Origin of the sequence: Aquirufa regiilacus (genome assembly GCF_032470275.1) — a bacterium.
Lineage (GTDB): Bacteria > Bacteroidota > Bacteroidia > Cytophagales > Spirosomataceae > Aquirufa > Aquirufa regiilacus.
On the sequence record NZ_JAVNWW010000006.1, the window covers coordinates 37590 to 62329 of the forward strand.

The window sequence follows — 24740 nt, forward strand, 5'->3', positions numbered from 1 at the left end:
ATTTGCGTGATACGCCGCGTCTAATTTTTTCACGCGACGCTCCTCGACTTAATCCATAATAAACTTCTTGAACACTTGGAAAGCTTTTCCACTTTCCAACGATTCTTTCGCCATGGCAAAGCCATCCGCTAAAGATGGTGCTTTCTCGGCAACCCAAAGTGCCGCACCTGCATTCGCAAGTACTGCATTCGTTTGAGCTGGCGTACCCTCTCGTTGCAAAATCTTATACAACATATTCGCCGACTCCTCCACATTCGCCCCTCCAAACAACTCGGACTGCTGCACATATTCACAGCCTAATGCTGTTGGTGTATAAACTTGTCGGCCTGCAGCCGTCTCCAACCGGAAATTAGAAGTCAAGGAAATTTCATCATACCCATCCTCTGCATAAACGATGCCGTATTTCTTACTCGAGTCTTTGAAAAAACCCGCATACAAATCGAACACCTCTGGCGAATAAACGCCGGTTAATTGCTTATTGACATTCGCTGGATTCAACAAGGGTCCCAGCAAATTAAAGAACGTTTTCATCCCTAATTCTTTCCGAATTGGCCCTACATAACGCATGGCAGGATGGAACAAAGGTGCATGCAAAAAGCACATCCCCGCTGTTTCCATTTTACGTTTCAAGATTTTGGGATCATTGTTGAATTTCAAACCTAAAAATTCCAAAACCGTCGAAGATCCTACCGAAGAAGATACCCCGTGGTTCCCGTGTTTGGCAATCTTTTGACCGGCACCTACAATAACAAAGGAAGAAGTCGTACTAATGTTGAAGGTATCCTTACCATCACCACCCGTTCCGCAAACATCCATGGCATCGAACTCCGACAAATCAATCGTAACTGCCAAGTCCAACATGGCCGAGACAAATCCCTTTAACTCTTGCACCTGTATTGGATGGTACCAATAAGATGATAAAAATGCGGCAATTTGGCTAGGGTTTACGCCGCCATTCCCAATTTGTAATAATACCTCATGCGACTCTTGTTCTGACAACGCCTCACCACTTACTCTTCTTTCTAGAACCTTCTTCATTTTATTTCATCCAATTTTTAATCATTTGTAAACCATGTTGCGTCAAATAGGCTTCCGGGTGAAATTGCACCCCACGAACATCAAATTGCTGATGCGCCTCCGCTAACACATAACCTTTATCATCTTGGGCCGTAATCTTCAAATCACTCGGCATTGAACCGGGAATCACGGTCCATGAATGGTAGCGACAAACCTCGAAACGAGATGGAATATCCAAGAATAAACGCTCTGTCGGGTCAATCACTTGACACTCCGTCGTCACGCCATGCAATACCTCGCCCATATTCTGCAATTCAGATCCAAAAGCCTCCGCAATGGCCTGATGGCCTAAGCAAACACCTAATATCTTTTTGGTCGACTTATATTCCTTCAACAAATCCATCATAATTCCTGCTTCCGAAGGAATCCCAGGACCTGGAGAAAGGAGAATTTGATCATATTTACCTACTTCCTCAAGGCTAATTTTATCATTGCGAAACACATCCACATTCGCACCTAATTCCTTCAAAAGGTATACCAAATTGTACACGAAGGAATCATAATTATCTAAAACCAATACGTTCTTCATGTTCTCTTATGCTAAGTTCTCCGCAACTTCCAATGCACGACGCAAAGCTGCTAATTTATTGTGTATTTCTTGCATTTCACTTGCCACGACCGATTTGGCAACAACCCCCATCCCTGCTTGGAAAAACAAGGTATTTCCTTTGCTTAAAAAGGTACGAATTGCAATGGCATGATTAAAATTCCCTTGAAAATCCATGAAACCAATCGCCCCACCGTAAATCGCACGGTTCGTTGGCTCTAACCGATTAATAATCGTCATCGCATTGTGTTTCGGTGCACCACTTAAGGTTCCGGCAGGAAACGTATCTGCCACCAATTGCAAGGGATTAACACCTTTTTGTAATCGGCCTGTTACCTTAGAAACCAAATGAATCACATGTGAGAAAAATTGGACTTCCTTGAATGTTTCTACTTTGACTTGGTCCGCACTTCTACTTAGATCGTTGCGGGCTAAATCGACCAACATCACATGTTCCGCAGTTTCTTTCGGATCTGCCAAAAGCTCTTGTGCAAGTTCCGCATCGCGGGCATCATCCCCTGAGCGTCGAAACGTTCCCGCAATGGGATGAATTTCAGCCACATCCCCATCGATTTTAATCTGCTTTTCTGGAGAAGCACCGAAAATCCGATATTGCTCATAATCAAAATAGAACAAATACGGTGAAGGATTCACGGAACGCAAGGCGCGGTAGACTTGGAAATCATCTCCTTTAAACCCTTGTGCAAAGCGACGAGAAGGAACAATTTGGAAAACATCCCCGCGCAAACAATGTTTGATACAGGTTTCCACAATCTCCTTTACTTGATCATCATTCAAATTACTGACCTCATCTCCTACGCGCTCGAATCGTTCCGAGTCGTAATGCGGCATATTTAATAAATAGGTAATCGTATCAAATGTAGGTTCCGTCCCATCGTAACTATGTGCATAAAGCGACATCTGGTTATTGAAGTGATTCACCGCAACGACGTACCTGTATACGTAATAGCGAATCGAAGGAATTTCCGTTTCAGGATTTTTCGCTTGAATCTCGATGTCCTCAAAATAGGTTACGGCATCATAGGATATATGACCAAATAATCCATTGGCCATCGGAGAGTCCCCTTTTTCTTTTGGAAAATCAAAGCGATCTGCAAATGCCTTTAGTGCTTGAACTGCATCCCGACGATTCGTCAAGGTGAAATTTTCAACAGACCCGTCTGGGAATTTTTGGGTAACCTGGGAATCCGTTAATTCAAATGAAGCAACAGGGTCAAAGGCAATATGTGAAAATCCATGCTCCCGACCGTGGTAATCGGCCGATTCCAGGATCACTGAATTTTTGAAATTTTTACGAATTTTCATGAAAATGCCAATTGGCGTGAGGGTATCAGCCAATAGGGTTTTTCTCGCAGTTCGTATTTGTATGGTAGACATGTTTTCTAGGGACAAAATTAAAAAAGGCTTACTGAGAACAGCAAGCCTTTGGTAAACATATCATGTACACACAGCGAAACTGTTCAAGGAAATATTAGCCTTGCCACCAGTTTTTGTTGTATGCTGCTTTTGTCATTTTTGTATTTATTTGATGCAAATGTAAACTGAAATCTCTTAATTCAAAATTTTAGCCAATTAAATCCCACAAATTTCCGTATAAATCCTCAAATACCAGCACTTTACCATATTCTTCGACCGCAGGACCGCGCACAATTTTGATGTTGTGTTTGATCAAATTTTGATGGTCTTTTTCGAAATCATCGGTATGTAAAAATAAGAAAACACGCCCGCCCGTTTGGTTACCCACACGTGATTTTTGCTCATCGGTCGCGGCTTTGGCCAATAACAATTGGCAAGAACCCTCACCGGAAGGCTGCACTAATACCCAGCGTTTCACATCACTCAAACGCGTGTCTTCTATCAAGGTAAAACCCAGCTTCTCCGTATACCAAGCGATGGCTTCGTCGTAATCGGCGACCACAAGGGCGATGTGCATTAATCGGTGATTCATAATTTTCAAGTCACTAGTCGCTAGTCACTAGTCGGGTTTTAGTTTTCGTCGCGTCCTACGAAGTTAAAAGGACTGATTAATTTCAATTCTGCCTTAATAGCATCCGAAACGGCTAATCCATCAATGAATGCGTGGAAAACAGCTTGGTCTATCTTGCCATGGTGACGTGTCAAATCCTTCAGCGCCTCGTAAGGTTTCGGGAACGCTTCACGACGCAAGACCGTTTGAATCGCCTCCGCAATCACGACCCAGTTATCTTCTAAATCTTGTTGGATTTTGCTGTTGTTCAATTCCAATTTACCCAAACCGCGTTGCAAAGAATTCAATGAAATTACGACATGTGCCAAAGGCGTACCTACATTACGAAGTACCGTCGAATCCGTTAAATCACGTTGTAAACGTGAGATAGGCAATTTCGCAGCTAAGAATTCGAAAAAGGCATTCGCCATGGCTAAATTCCCCTCCGCGTTTTCGAAATCGATGGGGTTAACTTTATGCGGCATCGCAGATGAACCGATTTCTCCCGCTTTGATTTTTTGCTTGAAATAACCCATCGAAATGTACTGCCAAATATCACGCGACAAATCAATTAAGATAGTATCTAAACGCTTTAGTCCATCAAAATAGGCCGCCAAATTATCGTAATGCTCGATTTGTGTGGTGTATTTTGAACGCGTAATCCCAAGATTCGCGTGTAAGTTGGCCGCAAATGCCGGCCAATTAATCTCCGGAAATGATACCTGATGGGCGTTGAAATTTCCCGTTGCACCCCCGAATTTTCCGGTAAAAGGCACTTGCGCCAATAAATCCAATTGGCGATTCAAACGTTCAACAAAAACCTTGATTTCTTTACCTAAACGGGTTGGAGACGCCGGTTGGCCATGTGTATGGGCCAACAAAGGAATCTCTTTCCATTCCGTCGCGTAAGCATCTAAAATCGAAACGACCGCTTGGTATGCAGGAAGAATGACTTGCTTGTGCGCCTCCGCGATGGAAAGTGGGATGGCTGTATTATTGATATCTTGAGAAGTTAGACCAAAGTGAATGAACTCAACATAAGGTGTCAAATCACCTGGTAAAGCCAACATCCTATCTTTAATGAAATATTCAACGGCCTTCACATCGTGGTTGGTCACCTTTTCTGTCTCCTTAATCCATTGCGCATCGGCTTCGGTGAAGTTGGTGTACATCGCCCGCAAAGCCGCAAAATGTTCCTTTGGAAAACTCGCTAATGGAGCTAAGGGGATTTCACACAAGGCGATGAAGTATTCGATCTCCACACGAACGCGGTATTGGATTAACCCAAACTCGGAAAAATAAGGTGCGAGCGATTGGGTTTGGCGACGGTAACGACCATCAACGGGCGAGATTGCCGTTAGCAGATTTAATTCCATAAGTTCTATTCAAAGCGCAAAGGTACAACATTTTAAAAAATTATCCGTAATTTCAAGCATGTTACAGCCCAGATATCTTTCGGTCGTTTTAGCATTGGTCATAGCCATCGTGACAACGGCGTTTCTTTCGTTTATTCCGAGTTCCGATTTGGTCACTATGACCATTGGATTTATCAGTTGCTTTATATTCGGTTCAGTCTTGATTTATTTTGCACTGGATTATTTGGTATTCCAAGAGGTGAACTCTTTGTATGACCGAATTAAGCAGATTAAAAAGAAAGATTTCAGTGTTACTCCGCGTAAACAATTAGTTGAAAAAGAGAACCCGATTGAACTCTTAAGAAAGGAGTTAAATACCTACGTCGCGACCAAAGAGGGCGAAGTACAAGATTTAAAAAAGGCTGCCAAGTACAGACAAGAGTTTTTAGCAGATGTTTCCCATGAGCTGAAAACACCCATTTTCGCGGCTCAGGGATTTGTCCATACGCTTTTAGACAATCCGGATGAGGATCTCGAAATTCGCACAAAATTTTTAGAGAAGGCCGCCAAAAGTTTGGATGGGCTAGACAGTTTGGTACAGGATTTGCTGACGGTTTCCCAAATTGAAACTGGGGCTATAAAAATTGAGAAAAAGAAGATTAATCTTCGCCCCTTGATCGAAGAGATTTTCGAACAAGTAGAAGCAAAAGCAAAAAAACGGGAGGTCTCGTTAAAACTCATCGCCCCGAAAGGCGAAATTCAAGTGAAGGCTGATACTCAGCGAATTTCGCAAGTCATCCTGAACCTCGTTGTCAATGCAATTAAGTACGGCAAGGAAAAAGGTCTTGTTCAAATTATTATTAATGAAAAGAAAAAGGCCTATACCATTTCAGTGGTCGACAACGGCCCAGGTATCCCCGAAGAACATTTGCACCGCATCTTCGAGCGATTCTACCGCGTGGACAAGAGCCGAGCAAAAAACTCGGGAGGAACGGGATTGGGTTTATCAATTGTTAAACACATCGTTCAGGCACACAACAGCAAGATTTCCGTACAGTCAGAAGAGAATAAAGGAACTCGTTTTGAGTTCAAGTTGGAGAAAGCATAATAGTAGATACGGGATAACGCGCGAGACCCCAGGCTGAAGCCATTTGTCAATTTGTAAGCTCAGACTTTAGTCTGAGAAATCGACGCAGTTCAAACTTCGCGTCTCTACCATTTCTATACCGCCCCTTCCGTCAAGCGTTCCGCATTTTCTGCGATACGTAATTGCTCGATGAATTCAGCAATTTCTCCATCCATGACCGTAGGCAAATTATAAACCGTCAAACCAATGCGGTGATCCGTTACGCGGCCTTGTGGGTAATTATAAGTACGGATTTTATCCGAACGGTCACCTGTGCCAACCATCGATTTCCGGTTGCCCGCAATTTCTGCATTCCGCTTCGCTAATTCAATTTCATATAGACGAGACCGTAATACCGTCATCGCTTTATCAAAGTTCTTAATTTGTGAACGTTCATCTTGACATTGCACGACCAATCCCGAAGGAATGTGTGTCACACGCACAGCCGAATACGTTGTATTTACGGATTGACCACCTGCTCCAGATGAACAGAATGTATCTTTTCGGATATCATTCATGTTGATTTGCACATCAACCTCATCTGCCTCTGGCATCACGGCTACCGTAGCGGCCGAAGTATGAATACGTCCTGCTGATTCGGTGGCAGGAACACGTTGAACCCGGTGAACACCTGATTCAAACTTCAATTTGGCATATACGTCTTCTCCTTGAACCGAGATAATGATTTCTTTATATCCACCGGCTGTTCCGTCAGTAAAGTCCATGATTTGGAAAGTCCAACCCTGCTTTTCCGCAAAACGCTGGTACATACGGAATAGGTCTCCTGCAAAAATGGAAGCTTCATCACCACCCGTACCCCCGCGGATCTCAAGAATACAATCTTTCGAATCATTGGGATCCCTAGGAATCAACATCTCTTTCAAGACTTCTTGCATTTCCTTTTCAGCAGGAACCAATTCTTCCAACTCCGCTTTCGCCATATCGCGGAAGTCTTCATCCTTTTCTGTTGCAATAACAGACTTCGCTTCATCAATGGATTGCAACAAATTTTGGTATGCGATGTATTGCTCTACAATTTTTTGCAAGTCTTTGTATTCCTTACTTAACGTCTTGAATTTCTTCAAGTCGGAAACAATTTCCGGCATCGCAATTTGTTGTTCTACTTCGATGAATCGTTCTCGGATGGCTTCTAGCTGCTCCAGCATGTCTAATCGGGGTTAAAAAATCTCCGCAAAGATAACAATTAAATTCATTGCCCTTTCTGCTCAAGATGAATACCTTTGTTCTTTCTCCTGAAACCCATGAAAAATTCCCTCATAGTACTGCTCGCTTTATCACTTTACGGCTGTGATTTTTCCAAACGAATTGATACCACAGCGGCCGTTAAGGAAATGCGCGAAAGACAAGTCAAACGCGTATTGCCGCAAGACATTGTGAATCAGGTCGACGTTTGGGGGAAAGAAATACAAACGGATTTAGAGAAAGGCGATTCGGCAGACACCTTAGGCCAGAAAAACAAGGTCTTTATTGCCTCGGGGCCTACAAATATTTTAAAACAAGCCATCAAAGACGCCAAAATAATCAACATGCTAGAGGCCATTGATTATGGCATCGCTCAAAAACAAGACATTCCACCAAGCATCCAAAAAAATAGTACGGGTGATAGTCTTTTCTACATGTTCCCCAACGCCAAAGGTGAGGTTACCGTCATTGGATTTAGCAAAAAACAAGTCATAATCCAGATGGATAAACCTTTGATTAAATAGGATTAGACTTTACAAGCGCCAACATATTTTTATAAATCTCCTGCATTTCAGGGCGAGACATAAATGCTTGTTGGTCGAAGACCACGCGAGAATCACTCAATTTCGCAATATCTTGGTCGGCATGTAAGGTCTGATTCGCAAAAAAAGCTTGCACATAATTTTGAACTACCCCTTGAATGAGGGTCTTGTCTAATTCGATGGACTCCAACAAGCTTTGTGCTTGTTGCCAAAGTTGTTGCGTGAATAATCCTGCCATGAGCATGGCCAAATGGATTTTCTTACGCTCTTCCCCATTCACTAAATAGATGGACTTCGAAATGTCTTTGGCTAAGTGCACAAGTGTAGCTTCGGTTTCCTCTAGGAGTACCTCGATACAAATGGGCACATTTGATAAACTAATTTTGCGTTCGGATTGCAAGTGTTGAACCGGGAACAACACCCCCATTTGATTCGTGCTTTCACGCAGAGGATCATACTGCATCATGGATTCCGTCAGCGATGCTGTACCCGCTACGAGGACCAAAGTTGCATATTTAGGAAGTAACAATTCCGGTAAAACCTGCGCATAAGCAGATTCTGGCACACAAAGGAAAAACACAGTGGAGCTTGATTCTGAAAAGTCCAAATGTTCCTGCACGCGGGCATTGTACAGATAACTAACTAAATCGCGCGCTTTTTCCGGGTCTCTACTAAAAACTTCCTGAACGCTATTTCCTGCATTTTCCAATGCTTGTGAAATATGCCATGCCACGTGCCCTGCACCGATAAATGAAATTTTAATCATTACTGAATTTTTTCGTGTTTCGCCCCGACAAAAGGCATCCATTGATTATCCAAAATTCCGGAAAAATTTCGCAAAAACATAACGAAGGATGGTTTGAACGGTTGGCGATTCAAATGCATCCCAGCTTCCTCTGGCGTTTTGTCACCTTTTTTTGAATTACAATATTTACAAGCGGTGGTCAAATTGTCCCATGAGGTTCTGCCTTGACGTGATTTGGGCAACACATGGTCTAAGGTAAGGTGATCAGACGAACCACAATATTGGCAACGATTTCCGTCCCGTTTAAAAATATTTTGCCGCGTTAATACAACCCCTTTGTAAGGAAAATATACGTAGCGATTTAATCGAATGACAGATGGGAAAGGGAAAGATTGGCTGATGGAGTGAAGTCGGGCCGTACTTGATTCGGCAATGAGTTCGGCTTTATTGAGGTAGACCAACAAAAAAGCTTTAGGCATGGAACAAATTGTCAATGCACTGTAATCTTGATTAAGCACTAAAACTTTCTGACTCATAGACTTCCAATTTTATAAGGTTATCCCTGCGCAAATCCATCACATGCATTAAAGTTAAAGAAAATAATCATCTGATAAACAAGTACTTGACATAAAATTTTGAGCGGGTTTTGGCGGATTAAAACGGCATTCTAAGCCCTTTTTAGTAGATTTGTAAAAAATAACGCAAAGGCCCATGGCATCCCTGGTAGAAAAAATCAAATCCTTGTCCAATTCATTAGCACAAGAGACCGTTGGCAATCGCCATCATCTCCATATGCACCCAGAATTATCCTTTCAGGAAACGGCAACGCAAGCTTTTGTAGAAAAACAATTGAATGCATGGGGTATTGCTACGAATAGACTCGCGAATACGGGCGTCGTTGCCATCATCGAAGGTAAAAATCCAAGTAAAAAAGTTGTTGCATTGCGTGCCGACATGGATGCTTTACCCATCATTGAAACGAATGATGTACCCTATAAATCGCAAAATCCGGGGGTAATGCATGCCTGCGGACATGATGTGCATACTTCTTCCCTATTAGGAACAGCACATATATTGCAAACAATCAAAGACGAGTTTGAGGGGACGGTGAAGTTGATTTTCCAACCTGCAGAAGAAAAAGCACCAGGCGGAGCCAGCATCATGATCAAAGAGGGTGTTCTAGAAAACCCGAAACCGGTGAGTATTTTCGGCCAACATGTAGCCACAAACGTTCCCGTAGGCAAAATCGGTTTCCGTGAGGGCATGTATATGGCAAGTACGGATGAATTATATATTAAGGTAATCGGCAAAGGAGGCCATGGCGCTATGCCAGATGCTTGTATTGACCCGATTGTGATTGCCTCGCACATCATTGTGGCGATGCAACAAATTATATCTCGCAATAAGAATCCTAAGTTTCCTTCGGTGTTGACTTTTGGTAAGATCGAAGGATTGGGTGCTACGAATGTGATTCCTGACGAGGTCAATATTGCGGGTACATTCCGTGCCATGGATGAAACATGGCGTGCGGAAGGTTTGGAGAAAATGAAAAAATTGGCTGAAGGCATCGCGGATGCGATGGGTGGTCAGGCGATCTTTGAAGTACTAAAAGGTTATCCCTTCTTACAAAACAATCCTGAATTAACACGAAAAGCGAAAGCTGCAGCAATCGCCTACATGGGTGAAGAAAACGTCGTTGACTTAGACCTTTGGATGGCCGGGGAAGATTTTGCTTTCTACACGCACCATGTGGATGCGTGTTTTTACCGCCTAGGAATTCGTAATGAGGCCAAAGGCATTACGAGTGGTGTTCACACACCTAGCTTTGATATCGATGAAGATGCTTTGGCAATCGGGCCAGGACTGATGGCATGGTTGGCCGTGAATGAGCTAGTCTCTTAGTTGAGAGTTGAGAGGGAGGCAAAATATTGGGACATAAAAAACCCCAGGTTTCAACCTGGGGAATCTACAAAAATTAAATAAAGGTTGGCAAATCAATACGTTTTGCCAACGAAAATACCTAAAACTCCATCGGATCTGGCCATTTGAAATCGTAGCTTAATTCCTCTACGATTTTATCCCCTGAAACAATTTTACCCCCTAAACATGGTTGGCTTGAGTCCCAATACCCTGGATTCATCCCCCGTTTCTCACAGTCGTTCATCCCCACATCTTGCTTCGTAGGATGCTCAGGAGCAACAATATTATAAATTCCGGATTGAATTTTATCGCAAGTCAATGCAATCAAATTTACCACATCGTCCTTGTGTACGTAATTGACAGGGCAATTCGCGCCATCATTACGCTTATTGGCAAAATATTTGGCAACAAAACGATCTCCACCCATTAAACCGCCCAAGCGTAAAATAATAGAGGTAACCGGAGAAGCAGCAACAATCGCTTCGGCCTGCGCCATTAAGGAATTCGTATTTATTTCAGCCGTTTCATCCACAATCGCAGAGACATTCGCGTAAACAGATGTAGAGGAAAGGAAAATAATTTTCTCCACTTTTTGAGGATCCAAGCCATCTACCCAAGCCTGAACGATACGTAAGTATTGTTCTTCTGAATTTTTCTTTCTACGGGGAGGAATCGCCCAAACTTGAATGGCCGATTGATTTAACAGCGCCCAATCCCCTTCTGTGGTTTCGTCAGTTGCGCGAAAATCAACGACCTGAACTTTGGGATGCTTTGCTTGTTGGTGCACCTGAGATGCCGAAACCTTTACTTCAAAATCCGCTAATGCTAGTTTAAATGCCAATGGTGCGCCTACCCAACCGCCTCCGTAAATACTTATATTCTTTTTCATAATTTTATGCACCTTTGGAACAAATGCAAAACAAAGATAGTTTATAAGCCATGAATAAAATGTTTTTTGTGCCCTTAATCACCATCATATTAGTTGGTTTAGACTATTATGTATGGATGGCGGTTAAAACGGCCCTTCGAAATTCCCGAAAAAGTATTCGCCAAACGGCAGCCTATGTTTACTGGGGATTTACTGCTTTCGTATTATTGGGAATCATATCCTACAATGCACTTCCTTTACATGCTTGGAAAAATGAATTCCGCATCACCTTCATGGCGCTCGTTATGATATCAGTGATCAGTAAGATATTCATCATTTTGTTCTTGCTTTTAGAAGACATCACCCGATTCTTTCGTTGGGGCACCAACAAGATTCGCAAAAAAGACCCGAGCGCGATTAGTCGGCATGAGTTCTTATCGCAAGCAGCCTTGGCAGTAGGCGCAGTTCCCGCTGCGACATTTGCTTTTGGTATTTTATCAGGAGCGCATGATTACCGCATCGAACAGGTGAGCTTAAAGATACCTAAACTACCCAAAGAATTTCGTGGCATGCGCATCGCGCAAGTCTCTGACATTCATTCGGGAAGTTTTTTCAATAAGACAGCCGTTCAAGGCGGCGTCGATATGTTGATGCGCGAAAAGACCGATTTGGTATTCTTTACAGGCGACTTGGTTAACAATGAGTCCAAAGAAGTGGAAGATTATTTCAACATGTTTTCTAAAATCAAAGCCCCTTACGGTGTTTTCAGCACGTTGGGAAATCATGATTATGGCGACTATGTAAAATGGAAAAGCCCTGAGGCCAAAAAGCAGAACTTAAAAGATTTGATGAAGGCACATGAACTGATGGGCTGGAATCTGATGATGGATGAGAATCATATCATCACTGAATCTGGCGAAAAATTAGCCATTATTGGTGTTCAAAATATTGGGATTGGCCGATTCCCCTGGTATGGTAATTTGTCCAAAGCCTATGAAGGTACGGATGAAGCAGCAACTAAACTTTTATTATCCCACGATCCGACGCACTGGAATGCCGAGGTAACGAAGAACAATAAATTCCATGACATTGATGTGGCATTTGCGGGTCATACCCATGGAGCGCAGTTTGGGGTCAAGATTCCAGGCTTTGAAAAATGGTCACCGGCTAAATACATTTACAAGCAATGGGCGGGTTTATATGAGGAAAATGGCCAACAACTATATGTGAATCGCGGATTTGGGTATTTGGGATACCCGGGTCGTGTGGGGATGCCGCCAGAGATTACGGTGTTTACGTTGAGTTAGACGTTGGAGTGAAGAGTTGAGAATGAAGAGTTAAGAGGTAAGAATTAAGAGTGAAGAGTTAAGAGGTAAGAGGTAAGAATTGAGAGTTTAGTCTTCGGACTCTAGACGAAGGTACCACTCCCTTCGGACACCGGACTAGCTACAAGCTCAGGACAGTCAACTCACTCCTGCCTAGCGACTGACGACCGGTCACTGATCACCGACACCGGACTAGTGACTAGCGACTAGTGACTGATTACCGTCCACTGACATCTGACCTCTTCCTTCGGACTAGTGACTGACAAGCGGTCACTGACCACAGACCACTACCCTTCGACTTTTTTTCGCATTCCTTTTGCTCCTTTCTAAAAAAAAGCTATTTTTGCATCCCAATTAAATTGGTTTCGTGGCCGAGTGGCTAGGCAGAGGTCTGCAAAACCTTCTACAGCGGTTCGAATCCGCTCGAAACCTCAAAAAACCTTCCACAATGGAAGGTTTTTTTGTTTAACTCCATTTTGTACAAATCCCTCTAAAAAAATTACACTTTCACTTTGGGTTTATTTTGAAAGATTCTAAATAATCGATTAAACCTTAAAAAAACCTGAAATTGTTTCTCCTATAAATTGTTTCCTAAAAAATCGGAACGTAGTTTTGCGCACTGAATTAAAATGTGAAAACCAACATGATGTTTTGCAAAAAATCAACACTCGTTAAAACCTTTTTATCCTTTGCGATACTCTTAGCTAGCGTTAGCGCAACATTTGCGCAAGATGCAGCAGAAGGCGAAACCTTATTCAAAAACAACTGTGCAGCTTGTCACAACACATCTGATGAGGTGCTTGTAGGCCCAGGTTTAAAGGGAATAGGCGAAAGACGTCCTATCGAATGGATTGTTAAGTGGGTTCACAATCCACAAGCAGTTATCGCCTCAGGTGATAAGTACGCAAACGACTTGTACAACAAGTTCAACAAGGCAGCAATGACGCCTTATCCAAACTTCACAGACGCTCAAATCAAAAGCATCGTAGCTTATGTAGATGCTTCAAACGCAGCTCCAGCAGCTCCGGCAGCGGGTGCGGCTCCAGCAGCAGATGGCGCAGCAGCTCCAGCAGCTCAAAGCTCAGGTGGAATGTTAGAAGTATTATTAGTAGGTCTTTTAATCATCATGGTATTAGTACTGATTGCCTTACTATCTATTGTAAGCACATTAGGCAAAATCACAAAAGGTGAAGCTTCAGAGGATAATCCATTCATGCAACGTGTAGGAGAAAATTTGAAAGCGATGGCTGCTAACTCATCTGTAAAAACAGGTATTTTGGTTTTGGCATTGTTATTAGGCGGAAAAGCAACAATTGATGCAGCATACGGCGTAGGTATCCACCAAGGATATGCTCCCGAGCAGCCGATTAAATTCTCGCACAAATTACATGCGGGTCAAAATCAAATTAACTGTAACTATTGCCATACAGGTGTATATGAGGGAAAAGGTGCTAACGTACCTTCTGCAAACATTTGTATGAACTGCCACAACGCGATCAAACGCGAATCACCAGAAATTCAAAAGATTTACCGTGCACTTGAAAACAACGAACCTATCCAATGGGTACGTGTGCACAACTTGCCGGATTTGGCGTATTTCAATCACTCCCAACATACAAACGTGGGTGGTTTAGAGTGTAAAAACTGCCACGGTGAAATTGAAAAAATGGAAGTAGTTGAGCAACGTTCATCATTAACAATGGGCTGGTGTATCGATTGTCACCGCGAAACAGATGTGAACGCGAAAGGAAATGCATACTATGACAAATTAGTTGAGGTGCATAACAAAGACAGCAAAACACCACTTAAAGTGCAAAACATTGGTGGCTTAGAGTGTTCTAAGTGTCACTATTAATCATATTACAATAGATTCAAAATTAGTCTGAATAAGAAAGATTATATGGAAAATTCGAACAAGAGGTATTGGAAAGGAATTGAGGAGTTAACCAATGAGCCATCGTTTGTAAAAAATATCCACAATGAGTTTGGCAATATGCCCTCAGAAAACGATGCGAAAGGCGAAGCCCTAGTAGACGGTTCTGGAACTCATCGTCGTGACTTTTTAAAGATGTTGGGTTTTGGAGTAGCAGCTGTTTCATTAGCGGCATGTGAAGCCCCAGTTAAAAACACCATTCCTTACTTGAACAAGCCGGAGGATGTTGAGCCTACGATTGCCAACTGGTACGCGTCAACATACGTAGATGGTGGCGATTACGCTTCTATCTTAGTTAAGACGCGCGAAGGTCGTCCGATCAAAATCGAAGGAAATACCTTATCATCCGTTTCTAAAGGAGCTCTTTCAGGCCGTGCGCATGCATCTGTTTTGAGTCTTTATGACAACGAAAAATTAAAAGGTCCACAAGCGGCTGGAAAAGCAACGGATTGGAAACAATTGGATGCTGAATTCACGGCAAAATTAGCAGCAGTAGCAGCTAAGGGTGGTCAAATTAGAATTGTTTCCAATACAATTCTTTCGCCAACAACGAAAAAGGTTATTGCTGATTTCGCGGCGAAATATCCAACAACACAACATATCTCATACGATGCGAATCCAGCTTACGGATTATCTGCTGCACATGGTGGCATTATCCCAAGCATCGATTTCAGTAAAGCAAAAACAATCGTTTCTGTAGGCGCTGATTTCCTAGGATCATGGATTGCTCCAAGTGAATTCTCTTCTCAATGGGCTGTTACACGTCGTGTAAGCTCAGAAAAAGGAGGCAAAAAAGATATGTCACGTCACTATCAGTTTGAGACAATTATGTCGATGACAGGTGCGAACGCAGATTACCGTGCAACTTACAAGCCATCTCAAGAAGGTTTAGTTACCGTTGCATTATACAATGCGGTAGCCAAATTAACAGGTGCTGCAGGAATTGCAGGTTCAGCTGTTAAAGTTGAGCATTTAGATAAAGCTGCGAAAGATTTAGTTGCATCAAAAGGTGCTTCCATCATCGTCGCAGGTTCTAATGACCCAGAGGTTCAAAAAATCGTTGCAGCTACAAACGCTTTAGTTGGCGCTTATGGTTCAACATTAAATACAGCTATTCCATTGAACTACCGTCAAGGTAATGACATGGCAATGGCCAACTTCATTAAAGAAGCAGGTGCAGGTAAAATTGGCGCAGTTATTTTCTACAATGCCAACCCCGTTTACAATCACCCAATGGGAGCAGCGTTAGCAACAGCTTTACCGAAAGTTGAAGTTAGCTTAGCAACCAACGAGCGTGCCGATGAAACAGCATCTTTATGTCAATTCATCGCACCCGATTCTCACTTCTTAGAGTCTTGGAATGATGCAGAGCCAAAAGCTGGTTTCTACTCATTAACACAACCGACTATTTCTACGATCTTCAAAACACGTCAAGCTCAAGCAAGTTTCTTAACTTGGGCAGGTTTGGCTGGTGATTTTGCTGCATACTTAGAAAGCAATTGGGAGAACAACATCTTAAAAGGTGGTAAAGTAGCTTGGAACAACGCATTGCACAATGGTGTTTTTGAACCCAATGCAGGTAGCATTTCAGCTTCTAGCCCATCGGTAGACGTAAATGCTGCAGCAGCTGCGATTGCAAAAGCTTATTCAGCTACATCAACAGGATTAGAAATTGCCGTTTACGAGAAAGTAGGTTTAGGTACAGGATCACAAGCGAACAATCCATGGTTACAGGAATTCCCTGAGCCAGTTTCAAAAGCTTGTTGGGACAACTATGCTGCCATTTCACAACCAACAGCAACAGAATTAAAATTAAAACAAGGCGACTTAGTCAAAGTAAGCGCTAAAGGATACGAAGTTACCTTGCCGATCTTGGTTCAACCAGGTCAAGCACAAGGAACGATTGCAATCGCAATTGGTTACGGACGTACGAAGGCAGGTAAATCTGCTGACGGAGTAGGTGTTAACGCTTATCCATTTATTTCAGAAATCAATGGCGCTTGTGTAGGAACATGTACACAAGGCGTATCCGTAACAGCTACTGGTGAAACGAAAGACATCGCACAAACGCAAACGCACCAAACGGTGATGGCGCGTCAAGCGGTTGTTCAAGAAACAGTCTTAGCTGAATTTGCTAAAAACCCATTAGCAGGAAGCTACAAACCAAGAGTTAAGACATCTGAAGGCGAAAAAGACGCAACAGATTTGTCACTTTGGAATGGTCACGAATACAACAACCACGCGTGGGGAATGGTGATCGACTTAAATACATGTACAGGATGTTCAGCTTGTGTTATTTCATGTAATGCTGAAAACAACGTACCGGTTGTAGGTCGTCAAGAAGTAATCAATCGTCGTGAAATGCACTGGATGCGTATTGACCGTTATTACTCATCTGACGCTGAAGTAGAAGATTTAAAAGGATTGGAAATTGCTTCTGATAACCCAGAGGTTGTATTCCAGCCGATGTTATGCCAACACTGTAATAACGCTCCATGTGAGACTGTTTGTCCAGTTTTAGCTACAACACACTCAACAGAAGGATTAAACCAAATGACTTACAACCGTTGTATCGGTACACGTTATTGCGCAAATAACTGTCCATACAAAGTACGTCGTTTCAACTGGTTCCGTTATTTCCAAACTGATGACTTTGATTTCCACTTCAACAACGATTTAGGTCGTATGGTGATTAACCCAGACGTAACAGTTCGTTCACGTGGGGTTATGGAAAAATGTTCGATGTGCGTTCAACGTATCCAAGAAGGCAAATTAACAGCGAAAAAAGAAAGTCGTCGTCCAGTAGATGGTGAAATTCAAGTAGCTTGTGCGCAGTCTTGCCCTACGAACGCAATTACTTTTGGAGATATGAATGATCCTAAATCAGCTATCTCACAATTGTTATTAGTTGAACAAGAAGGACGCGCTTACCACGTAATTGAAGAAATTAACGTGAAGCCTAATATTTCTTACTTGAAGAAAGTTCGTAACAAGGATGCTAAAAAAGCATAATTTTTTAATCGTAAAACAGTAAATAAAAATATGTCGCACGTTGTATCACCCATAAGAGAGAAACTAGTTACTGGTGGAAAATCTTATTCCGATGTTACCCACGATATCTGCAAACAAGTAGAGGGAGAGCCTACGAAAGAATGGAAAATTGCATTCGGGATCTCAGCACTTGTATTCATTTATGGTGCTTATTGCCTATTCTACACTTGGTGGCAAGGTATTGGCGTTTGGGGATTAAATAAAACCGTAGGTTGGGCTTGGGATATCACTAACTTCGTATGGTGGGTTGGTATCGGTCACGCAGGTACCTTGATTTCTGCCGTATTATTATTGTTCCGTCAAAAATGGAGAACATCAATTAACCGTTCTGCAGAAGCCATGACAATCTTTGCCGTACTTTGTGCTGCTTCGTTTATCTTAGCTCACATGGGACGTCCTTGGTTAGCTCACTGGGCTTTACCGCTTCCAAATGCCTTCGGTTCTTTATGGGTTAACTTTAACTCACCATTGGTTTGGGACGTTTTTGCAATCTCTACGTATTTATCCGTTTCTTTATTATTCTGGTACATGGGTCTTGTGCCGGATTTGGCAACGATTCGTGACCGTGCTACTACAGCAGGACGTAAATTCTGGTATGGTTTGTTCAGCTTAGGTTGGACAGGTTCTTCAAAGACTTGGGCACGTTATGAATACATGTCATTGATTTTGGCAGGTATCTCTACTCCCCTCGTACTTTCTGTACACACGATTGTATCCATGGACTTTGCAACGTCGGTTATCCCAGGATGGCACACGACAATCTTCCCTCCATACTTCGTAGCAGGAGCAATCTTCTCAGGTTTTGCCATGGTGCAAACCTTGTTGTTAATCACGCGTGTGGTTTTCAAATTAGAAGATTACATTACCATCGAACACATCGAAATGATGAACATCGTTGTAACTGTTACAGGTTCAGTCGTAGGTATTGCTTACTTGACTGAATTCTTCATCGCATGGTATTCGGGAGTTGAGTATGAGAGTTATGCATTTATCAACCGTGCAACAGGTCCATACTGGTGGGCATATTGGATGATGATGACATGTAACGTAATCTCTCCACAATTATTTTGGTCAAAAGCGATCCGTACAAACTTGATGGTTTCATTCTTCTTATCAATCGTGGTAAACGTAGGTATGTGGTTTGAGCGTTTCGTAATTATCGTAACATCCTTACACCGTGATTACATCCCATCTTCATGGGCTATGTTCTCGCCAACGATGTATGATATCGGTGATTACATTTTCTCATTCGGTTTATTCTTTACCCTTTTCTTCTTATTTGCTAAGTTCTTACCAGTGGTAAACATGGCAGAGGTGAAATCAGTAATGAAAGGCGTTTCGACGGAATTTACAATCAAGCGTATCAAGCCTACTAAAAAAACAGAAGAGTAATTTTCTAATAAGCAAATTCGAAATTAAGACAATATGAGTTCGACAACTAACTACATTTTGGGAGTATACGACGATGAGGACGAGGTTTTACACGCAGTAAGTGCCGTAAAATCGAAAGGTATCAAAGTTGAAGATGTATATTCTCCATTTCCAATTCACGGATTAGACGTAGCCGTAGGACATGAACGTACACGTTTACCTATCGCTGCATTTATGTTCGGAACCTTAGGGATGATCTGTGCTTTTGCATTAATCAGCTATACGATGGTTTTTGACTGGCCTATGATCATTGGTGGTAAAGATTTCTTTGCACTTCCAAACTGGATTCCTATCGCATTTGAAGGAACTGTATTATTCACAGCCTTTGGTTTAGTATCAACATTTTGTGCATCCAACAACTTATACCCTGGCAACAAGGTAGAGCCATTGGATTTGCGTATCACGGATGACAAATTTGTGATGGCAATCAATGTTGACAAAAACAAAGTTAGTGCCGCTGACATCAAGAAAGCCTTGAAAGATTCTGGCGCAATAGAAGTAAATACTAAATAATTAACCAAGAACAATTGTTCATGAAGAAGCATAACAAGATGTTTAATCCAAGAATTAAATTCGTTTTATTAGCTGGTGTAGTTGCGGGCTTAATGTCATGCGGTTCAGACCCGAACGATACAGGAACAGAATTTGCTCCAAACATGTATCACTCGGTAGGATATGAACCAATGTCTCAAACCCAAGGTGACACCAATACCATCAACCCATTAGGCATGAACATGCGTTTACCTGTAAAAGGTACTGTTTCACGTAAGCGTTATACAGGTTCTGATAGTTTAAAGCAAGCTTTCTTAGCACAAGAAATGATTGCAAAAACAATCCCGAACGATAGCATTTCATACTCAGAAAAATCTTTGTATAATCCAATCGCTGCAACACCAGAGAACATCGAAGCAGGAAAAACTCAATATGAGCGTTTTTGCCAACATTGCCATGGTGAAGCTGGAAAAGGAGATGGTTTGGTAGCGAAAGCATACAAAGGAGTACCTGTTTACTCAAGTGATGCATTAAAAACGATGAATGACGGACATATTTACCACGTCATTACACACGGAAAAGGAAGAATGTGGCCACACGGATCACAAATCTCTTCGGAAAACCGTTGGAAAATCGTGCTTTATGTTCACGAACTACAAAAACAATAATTCAATCAATTTAAATTAAATAGAGATCAAGATGGCGGGACATTCACATTTTTCCCCAGCAAACGTTGAAGAGCATTTTGAATTTAGTGCTGAAGGCAAAAAACGTATAATTTATGCTTTCATCGCTGGTTTAGCAGCTTTAGCGCTCGGTATTTACCTTTTATCAAAAGGTGAAGCTGGCGGACACGAAGTAGCGAATGCAGGACACGATGCAGTTAAAGCAGGACATGAAGCAGCTGGCGAGCACCTTTCTGGTGGAGCCGTTTCACACCAAACAGGTGCCGAAGAACATTACGATTGGACAAATCGTATTTGGGCAAACGTATGGTTGAACGCTGTATTCTTCACAGGTATTGCTGTTGTAGGTATGTTCTTTGTTTCATTGCAATACTTAACTAAATCAGGTTGGTCTTCTGTGATGAAACGCGTTCCAGAAGCTTTCCCTAAGTTCTTGTATATCTCTTTGCCAATCTTGGCTGCTGTATTTTTGTTCAAAGGAGATGTTATCTTCCACTGGATGCACCATGGTGTAACTGAGGTAGGTAGTGAAAACTATGACAAAATCATTGCAGGTAAATCTGGCTATTTGAATAAAAACTTCTTTTTGATTCGTTTAGTGGTATTCGGCGGATTGTGGATCCTTCTTTGGAACATGTTACGTAAAAAATCACTTGAAGAGGATTTGAATGGAGGAACAGAATATTTCACTCAATTAGTGAAAATCGGTACGGCGTTCATCGTAATCTTCGGTGCGTCAAGCTCAATCTTTGCTTGGGACTGGGTTATGTCGATCGATACGCACTGGTTCTCTACGATGTTTGGATGGTACATGTTTGCTTCATGGCACGTAACAACCTATGCTGTTATCGTATTAGCCATCTTATACCTAAAAGACAAGGGCTTAATGGGCTATGTAAATGAAAACCATTTACATGATTTAGGTAAATTTATGTTTGCATTCTCGATCTTCTGGACATATGTTTGGTTTGAGCAATTCTTATTGATTTACTATGCCAATCTACCGGAGGAAACAATCTATTTCTTAGAGCGTTGGGAAGGACACAATAAAATTTACAAAACATCAGAAATTTTGATGGTAATTTTAAACTTCTTGCTACCCTTCTTAGTTCTTATGACACGTGATGCCAAAAGAACTCGTATATTCTTAAAAATCGCCGCATTCTTAATCATTGCTGGTCACTATATTGACTTTTACCAAATGATTATGCCAGGTGTGTTAGGAAAGCATGGAGGATACGGATTAGTTGAGTTCGGGATGGTAACAGTTTTTGCTTCTGTGTTCATTTATGTGATCTCAGATGAATTGACAAAAGCTTCTTTAGTAGCAAAGAATCACCCGTTCTTACCAGAAGCATTACATCACGATATTTAGTATTAAGCGATTACGATTTTAACAAATACACATATGAATTACCTAATTGGTCTTTTATCCGTTGTTTTCTTCATCTTAGCAATCTCTGTGATTGTGAAAAGCATGAAATTAAATAAAAACTTGACCCCTAGCGAAGATGAGTCATCTCCACTTGATTCAAGTAACAATGTCAATGCATACGGCATGTTAATTTTTTGGTTGTTAGGAACCGTTGCAGGTGTTTGGTCATTTTTAACTTGCTTACCTGATTTTTTACCAGAAGCGTCTTCTAAGCATGGACTAGATACTGATAAAATGTTCTGGGTATCAATGGCTGTTGTAACATTTGCATTTTTTGTAACAAACACATTGTTGTTATTCTTTGCATACAAATACCGTTACAACAAAAATAGAAAAGCGACTTTCTACCCTGTTAACCACAAATTAGAATTAATTTGGACGGTTATTCCTGCGATTGTCATGGCAATCTTGGTTTTCACAGGATGGAGAACTTGGAGAGACATTACTTCACAAGCTCCAAGCGATGCCGTGGTTATTGAAATCACAGGTCATCAATTTGGTTGGTATGTACGTTACGCTGGGGTGGATGATAACCAACTAGGTAATTACAACTACAAATTGATCGATGAAACAAATAGCATCGGTATTGATTATACAGATAAGAATTCATTTGACGATTTTACAGCTACAGAACTTCACTTGCCAAAAGGAAAGCCTGTATTATTGAAAATTCACGCGCAGGATGTCTTACACTCGGTATATTTACCATATCACCGTGTTAAGATGGATGCTGTACCAGGTATGCCAACTAAATTCTGGTTTACGCCAAACATTTCTACTGACGAGATGCGTGCGAAGATGAATAACAAGGACTTCAACTTCAAGTTAAACTGTACAGAGATTTGTGGCCGTGGTCACTTTGGTATGGCGATAACGGTATTTGTGGATGAGCCGGAAGATTACAAAAAATGGTGTGCTGAGCAAAAACCATTCTTAGCGATGAATCCAGGTTATTTGGAAAAAGTTCCAGCAAATTTGAAGGCAAAAGCTAGCAAGTATATTCCTGCTGAGCCAATTGCCACAGATAGTACTGCAACAGCTGCAGCATTGTAATAAATTTTAAAAGAACAGTAGAAAGAAAAATATACGAATATGTCAACTGCTACAACACACGCTGAAGAAGTTCACGCTCACACACATGATCATGATCACGAACACGAGCATCATGAACAAAATTTTATTCAGAAGTATATCTTCTCTGAAGATCACAAAACGATTGCCAAACAATACCTAATCATGGGTATCCTATGGGCATTCGTAGGAGGATCATTGTCAATCATGTTTCGTTTGCAATTGGGTTTCCCAGAAATGCAATTGGAATGGTTACGCCCTATTTTAGGCGAGTGGATTGATGAATCAGGTAAATTAGATAAAGAATTTTATTTGGCCTTGGTAACAATGCATGGTACCATCATGGTATTCTTTGTATTAACTGCAGGTTTGTCAGGTACATTCTCGAACTTTTTGATTCCATTGCAAATTGGTGCACGTGACATGGCCTCAGGATTCATTAACATGTTATCCTTCTGGTTCTTCTTCTTGTCATCAGCTGTGATGTTTTCATCATTGTTTATTGAAACAGGTCCTGCATCAGGTGGTTGGGTAATTTATCCTCCATTAAGTGCATTACCACAGGCAATGCCAGGTTCAGGCTTAGGTATGACATTGTGGTTAACATCGATGGCATTCTTTATCGTATCCTCTTTGATGGGTGGTATTAACTACATCTGTACAATCATCAACTTGCGTACACGTGGTATGACATTTACGAAGATGCCTTTGACGATCTGGTCATTCTTCTTCACTGCAATTTTAGGTTTGTTATCATTCCCTGTATTGTTGTCAGCTGCTTTATTATTGATTTTTGACCGTTCATTCGGAACTTCTTTCTACTTATCAGAAATCTATATTCAAGGACAAGCGCTTCCAAACATGGGAGGTTCTCCAATCTTGTACCAACACTTATTCTGGTTCTTGGGTCACCCTGAGGTATACATCGTATTGTTGCCTGCATTGGGTATGACATCCGAAGTTATTGCAACGAACGCGCGTAAGCCTATCTTTGGTTACCGTGCGATGATTGGTTCAATGATGGGGATTACCTTACTAGCCTTTATCGTATGGGCTCACCACATGTTCGTAACCGGTATGAATCCGTTCTTAGGTTCCGTATTTATGTTCCTAACGTTAATCATTGCGGTACCATCAGCGGTAAAAGCATTTAACTACATTACTACATTGTGGAAAGGTAATTTGATCTTTACTCCAGCGATGTTGTTCTCGATTGGTCTTGTATCCCTATTTATTTCAGGTGGTGTTACAGGTATCATTTTAGGTAACTCGGCATTGGATATCAACTTACACGATACGTATTTCGTCGTAGCTCACTTCCACTTGGTTATGGGTTCTGCTTCATTCTTTGGATTAATGGCAGGGGTATACCACTGGTATCCAAAGATGTTCGGTCGCATGATGAATAAGACGTTAGGTTATATTCACTTCTGGGCAACATTCGTAGGAGTTTACTGTGTGTTCTTCCCAATGCACTACACAGGTATTGCAGGTTTCCCACGCCGTTATTATTCATTTACAGCATTAGGAAACGGACGTGAAGAGGCATTTACCGATTTGAATATGTTCATCTCTATTGCTGCCATCTTAACGTTCTCTGCACAAGCTATTTTCTTCTGGAACTTCTTCTATTCGATGTTCAAAGGCAAGAAAGCAACGCAAAATCCATGGAACTCAACTACATTAGAGTGGACAACTCCAGTAGAAGTAGGACACGGCAACTGGCCAGGTGAAATTCCTGCAGTGTACCGTTGGCCATATGACTACTCAAAGCCAGGTGCTGAGTTAGATTTCATTCCTCAAAACGTTCCGTATTCTGCAACACCAGAATCAAACTTACCGGAGGAAAACGAAGAAATTGCAAACGAAAAAGCAATTGAAAGTTTATTGACCGCACAAAACGAGTCATATAACCGTTAATTAAAAAAATGCTTAAGGATGCATCG

At 41.7% G+C, this 24740-nt stretch carries 21 protein-coding genes and 1 tRNA gene; 13 read left to right on the forward strand and 9 right to left on the reverse strand.

The genetic code is table 11. From position 1 onward, the window contains the following. Positions 1–48 precede the first annotated feature (48 nt). From trpD to purB, 5 genes are all read right to left on the reverse strand, one after another. Positions 49–1038, reverse strand: a complete 990-nt coding sequence (trpD, locus tag PQG45_RS10695; protein WP_315577573.1) for an anthranilate phosphoribosyltransferase — start codon at positions 1036–1038, stop codon at positions 49–51. Between the two features lies 1 nt (position 1039). After that, positions 1040–1606, reverse strand: coding sequence for an anthranilate synthase component II (locus PQG45_RS10700; protein WP_315577572.1), 567 nt, complete (start codon positions 1604–1606; stop codon positions 1040–1042). Between the two features lie 6 nt (positions 1607–1612). After that, the gene (locus tag PQG45_RS10705; protein WP_315577571.1) at positions 1613–3022 is read right to left on the reverse strand and encodes an anthranilate synthase component I family protein; all 1410 of its coding nucleotides are present in this window, start codon (positions 3020–3022) and stop codon (positions 1613–1615) included. Between the two features lie 187 nt (positions 3023–3209). Further along, positions 3210–3593: a VOC family protein gene (locus tag PQG45_RS10710; RefSeq protein WP_315577570.1), complete on the reverse strand. Its 384-nt coding sequence runs from the start codon at positions 3591–3593 to the stop codon at positions 3210–3212. A gap of 38 nt (positions 3594–3631) precedes the next feature. Then, the gene (gene purB, locus PQG45_RS10715; RefSeq protein ID WP_315577569.1) at positions 3632–4987 is read right to left on the reverse strand and encodes an adenylosuccinate lyase; all 1356 of its coding nucleotides are present in this window, start codon (positions 4985–4987) and stop codon (positions 3632–3634) included. Between the two features lie 58 nt (positions 4988–5045). Here purB and PQG45_RS10720 point away from each other — a divergent pair, with 58 nt between their 5' ends. Next, the gene (locus PQG45_RS10720; RefSeq protein WP_315577568.1) at positions 5046–6074 is read left to right on the forward strand and encodes a sensor histidine kinase; all 1029 of its coding nucleotides are present in this window, start codon (positions 5046–5048) and stop codon (positions 6072–6074) included. Positions 6075–6187: 113 nt separating this feature from the next. Here the strand turns inward: PQG45_RS10720 and prfA are convergent, their stop codons facing one another. Then, on the reverse strand, positions 6188–7258 hold the full coding sequence (gene prfA / locus PQG45_RS10725; RefSeq protein ID WP_315577567.1) for a peptide chain release factor 1: 1071 nt from the start codon (positions 7256–7258) through the stop codon (positions 6188–6190). 96 nt (positions 7259–7354) lie between these two features. On the opposite strand from prfA, the gene PQG45_RS10730 reads away from it, so the two are divergent. After that, positions 7355–7819: a hypothetical protein gene (locus PQG45_RS10730; protein ID WP_315577566.1), complete on the forward strand. Its 465-nt coding sequence runs from the start codon at positions 7355–7357 to the stop codon at positions 7817–7819. On the opposite strand, the gene PQG45_RS10735 is transcribed toward PQG45_RS10730, so the two are convergent. Together PQG45_RS10735 and PQG45_RS10740 are read right to left on the reverse strand one after the other, a co-directional pair. Next, entirely contained in the window at positions 7812–8603 is a 792-nt protein-coding gene (locus tag PQG45_RS10735) for a DUF2520 domain-containing protein (protein ID WP_315577565.1), read from the reverse strand. The genes PQG45_RS10730 and PQG45_RS10735 overlap by 8 nt on opposite strands. Continuing rightward, complete coding sequence (locus PQG45_RS10740; protein WP_315577564.1) at positions 8603–9118, reverse strand: HNH endonuclease; 516 nt, start codon at positions 9116–9118, stop codon at positions 8603–8605. The genes PQG45_RS10735 and PQG45_RS10740 overlap by 1 nt, the downstream gene beginning before the upstream one ends. A 175-nt stretch (positions 9119–9293) precedes the next feature. On the opposite strand from PQG45_RS10740, the gene PQG45_RS10745 reads away from it, so the two are divergent. Beyond that, positions 9294–10484 (forward strand): M20 metallopeptidase family protein, encoded by a 1191-nt coding sequence (locus PQG45_RS10745; RefSeq protein WP_316070848.1) that lies wholly within the window; start codon positions 9294–9296, stop codon positions 10482–10484. Between the two features lie 118 nt (positions 10485–10602). On the opposite strand, the gene PQG45_RS10750 is transcribed toward PQG45_RS10745, so the two are convergent. Next, a complete protein-coding gene (locus PQG45_RS10750; protein ID WP_315577562.1) occupies positions 10603–11391 on the reverse strand; it encodes an NAD(P)H-binding protein in 789 nt (262 codons plus the stop codon). A gap of 50 nt (positions 11392–11441) precedes the next feature. Between PQG45_RS10750 and PQG45_RS10755 the strand changes: the two genes are divergently transcribed. The 10 genes from PQG45_RS10755 (at position 11442) to PQG45_RS10800 (ending at position 24714) form a co-directional block, all read left to right on the forward strand. After that, the gene (locus PQG45_RS10755; protein ID WP_316070849.1) at positions 11442–12677 is read left to right on the forward strand and encodes a metallophosphoesterase; all 1236 of its coding nucleotides are present in this window, start codon (positions 11442–11444) and stop codon (positions 12675–12677) included. A 379-nt stretch (positions 12678–13056) separates the two neighbouring features. Continuing rightward, positions 13057–13127: transfer RNA gene (locus tag PQG45_RS10760), tRNA-Cys, on the forward strand. A 214-nt stretch (positions 13128–13341) separates the two neighbouring features. Further along, the gene (locus PQG45_RS10765) at positions 13342–14550 is read left to right on the forward strand and encodes a cytochrome c3 family protein (protein ID WP_449224124.1); all 1209 of its coding nucleotides are present in this window, start codon (positions 13342–13344) and stop codon (positions 14548–14550) included. Between the two features lie 45 nt (positions 14551–14595). Further along, on the forward strand, positions 14596–17640 hold the full coding sequence (locus PQG45_RS10770) for a TAT-variant-translocated molybdopterin oxidoreductase (protein WP_315577559.1): 3045 nt from the start codon (positions 14596–14598) through the stop codon (positions 17638–17640). A gap of 30 nt (positions 17641–17670) precedes the next feature. After that, entirely contained in the window at positions 17671–19071 is a 1401-nt protein-coding gene (gene nrfD / locus PQG45_RS10775) for an NrfD/PsrC family molybdoenzyme membrane anchor subunit (protein WP_315577558.1), read from the forward strand. A 33-nt stretch (positions 19072–19104) separates the two neighbouring features. Further along, a complete protein-coding gene (locus PQG45_RS10780) occupies positions 19105–19623 on the forward strand; it encodes a DUF3341 domain-containing protein (protein WP_315577557.1) in 519 nt (172 codons plus the stop codon). A 20-nt stretch (positions 19624–19643) separates the two neighbouring features. Continuing rightward, positions 19644–20270, forward strand: a complete 627-nt coding sequence (locus PQG45_RS10785; protein ID WP_315577556.1) for a c-type cytochrome — start codon at positions 19644–19646, stop codon at positions 20268–20270. Positions 20271–20301: 31 nt separating this feature from the next. Continuing rightward, positions 20302–21663, forward strand: coding sequence for a quinol:cytochrome C oxidoreductase (locus tag PQG45_RS10790; protein WP_315577555.1), 1362 nt, complete (start codon positions 20302–20304; stop codon positions 21661–21663). A 33-nt stretch (positions 21664–21696) separates the two neighbouring features. Next, complete coding sequence (locus tag PQG45_RS10795; RefSeq protein ID WP_315577554.1) at positions 21697–22776, forward strand: cytochrome c oxidase subunit II; 1080 nt, start codon at positions 21697–21699, stop codon at positions 22774–22776. Between the two features lie 39 nt (positions 22777–22815). Then, positions 22816–24714: a cytochrome c oxidase subunit I gene (locus PQG45_RS10800; protein ID WP_315577553.1), complete on the forward strand. Its 1899-nt coding sequence runs from the start codon at positions 22816–22818 to the stop codon at positions 24712–24714. Positions 24715–24740: the final 26 nt, after the last annotated feature.

Coding starts and splice junctions, on each gene's coding strand:
- PQG45_RS10790 (WP_315577555.1), top strand. CDS start 20,302: ATGGCGGGACATTCACATTTTTCCCCAGCAAACGTTGAAGAGCATTTT.
- PQG45_RS10710 (WP_315577570.1), bottom strand. CDS start 3,593: ATGAATCACCGATTAATGCACATCGCCCTTGTGGTCGCCGATTACGAC.
- PQG45_RS10770 (WP_315577559.1), top strand. CDS start 14,596: ATGGAAAATTCGAACAAGAGGTATTGGAAAGGAATTGAGGAGTTAACC.
- purB (WP_315577569.1), bottom strand. CDS start 4,987: ATGGAATTAAATCTGCTAACGGCAATCTCGCCCGTTGATGGTCGTTAC.
- PQG45_RS10745 (WP_316070848.1), top strand. CDS start 9,294: ATGGCATCCCTGGTAGAAAAAATCAAATCCTTGTCCAATTCATTAGCA.
- PQG45_RS10785 (WP_315577556.1), top strand. CDS start 19,644: ATGAAGAAGCATAACAAGATGTTTAATCCAAGAATTAAATTCGTTTTA.
- PQG45_RS10795 (WP_315577554.1), top strand. CDS start 21,697: ATGAATTACCTAATTGGTCTTTTATCCGTTGTTTTCTTCATCTTAGCA.
- PQG45_RS10720 (WP_315577568.1), top strand. CDS start 5,046: ATGTTACAGCCCAGATATCTTTCGGTCGTTTTAGCATTGGTCATAGCC.
- trpD (WP_315577573.1), bottom strand. CDS start 1,038: ATGAAGAAGGTTCTAGAAAGAAGAGTAAGTGGTGAGGCGTTGTCAGAA.
- PQG45_RS10800 (WP_315577553.1), top strand. CDS start 22,816: ATGTCAACTGCTACAACACACGCTGAAGAAGTTCACGCTCACACACAT.
- PQG45_RS10705 (WP_315577571.1), bottom strand. CDS start 3,022: ATGTCTACCATACAAATACGAACTGCGAGAAAAACCCTATTGGCTGAT.
- prfA (WP_315577567.1), bottom strand. CDS start 7,258: ATGCTGGAGCAGCTAGAAGCCATCCGAGAACGATTCATCGAAGTAGAA.
- PQG45_RS10730 (WP_315577566.1), top strand. CDS start 7,355: ATGAAAAATTCCCTCATAGTACTGCTCGCTTTATCACTTTACGGCTGT.
- PQG45_RS10755 (WP_316070849.1), top strand. CDS start 11,442: ATGAATAAAATGTTTTTTGTGCCCTTAATCACCATCATATTAGTTGGT.
- PQG45_RS10700 (WP_315577572.1), bottom strand. CDS start 1,606: ATGAAGAACGTATTGGTTTTAGATAATTATGATTCCTTCGTGTACAAT.
- PQG45_RS10735 (WP_315577565.1), bottom strand. CDS start 8,603: ATGATTAAAATTTCATTTATCGGTGCAGGGCACGTGGCATGGCATATT.
- PQG45_RS10780 (WP_315577557.1), top strand. CDS start 19,105: ATGAGTTCGACAACTAACTACATTTTGGGAGTATACGACGATGAGGAC.
- PQG45_RS10765 (WP_449224124.1), top strand. CDS start 13,342: ATGTTTTGCAAAAAATCAACACTCGTTAAAACCTTTTTATCCTTTGCG.
- nrfD (WP_315577558.1), top strand. CDS start 17,671: ATGTCGCACGTTGTATCACCCATAAGAGAGAAACTAGTTACTGGTGGA.
- PQG45_RS10740 (WP_315577564.1), bottom strand. CDS start 9,118: ATGAGTCAGAAAGTTTTAGTGCTTAATCAAGATTACAGTGCATTGACA.
- PQG45_RS10750 (WP_315577562.1), bottom strand. CDS start 11,391: ATGAAAAAGAATATAAGTATTTACGGAGGCGGTTGGGTAGGCGCACCA.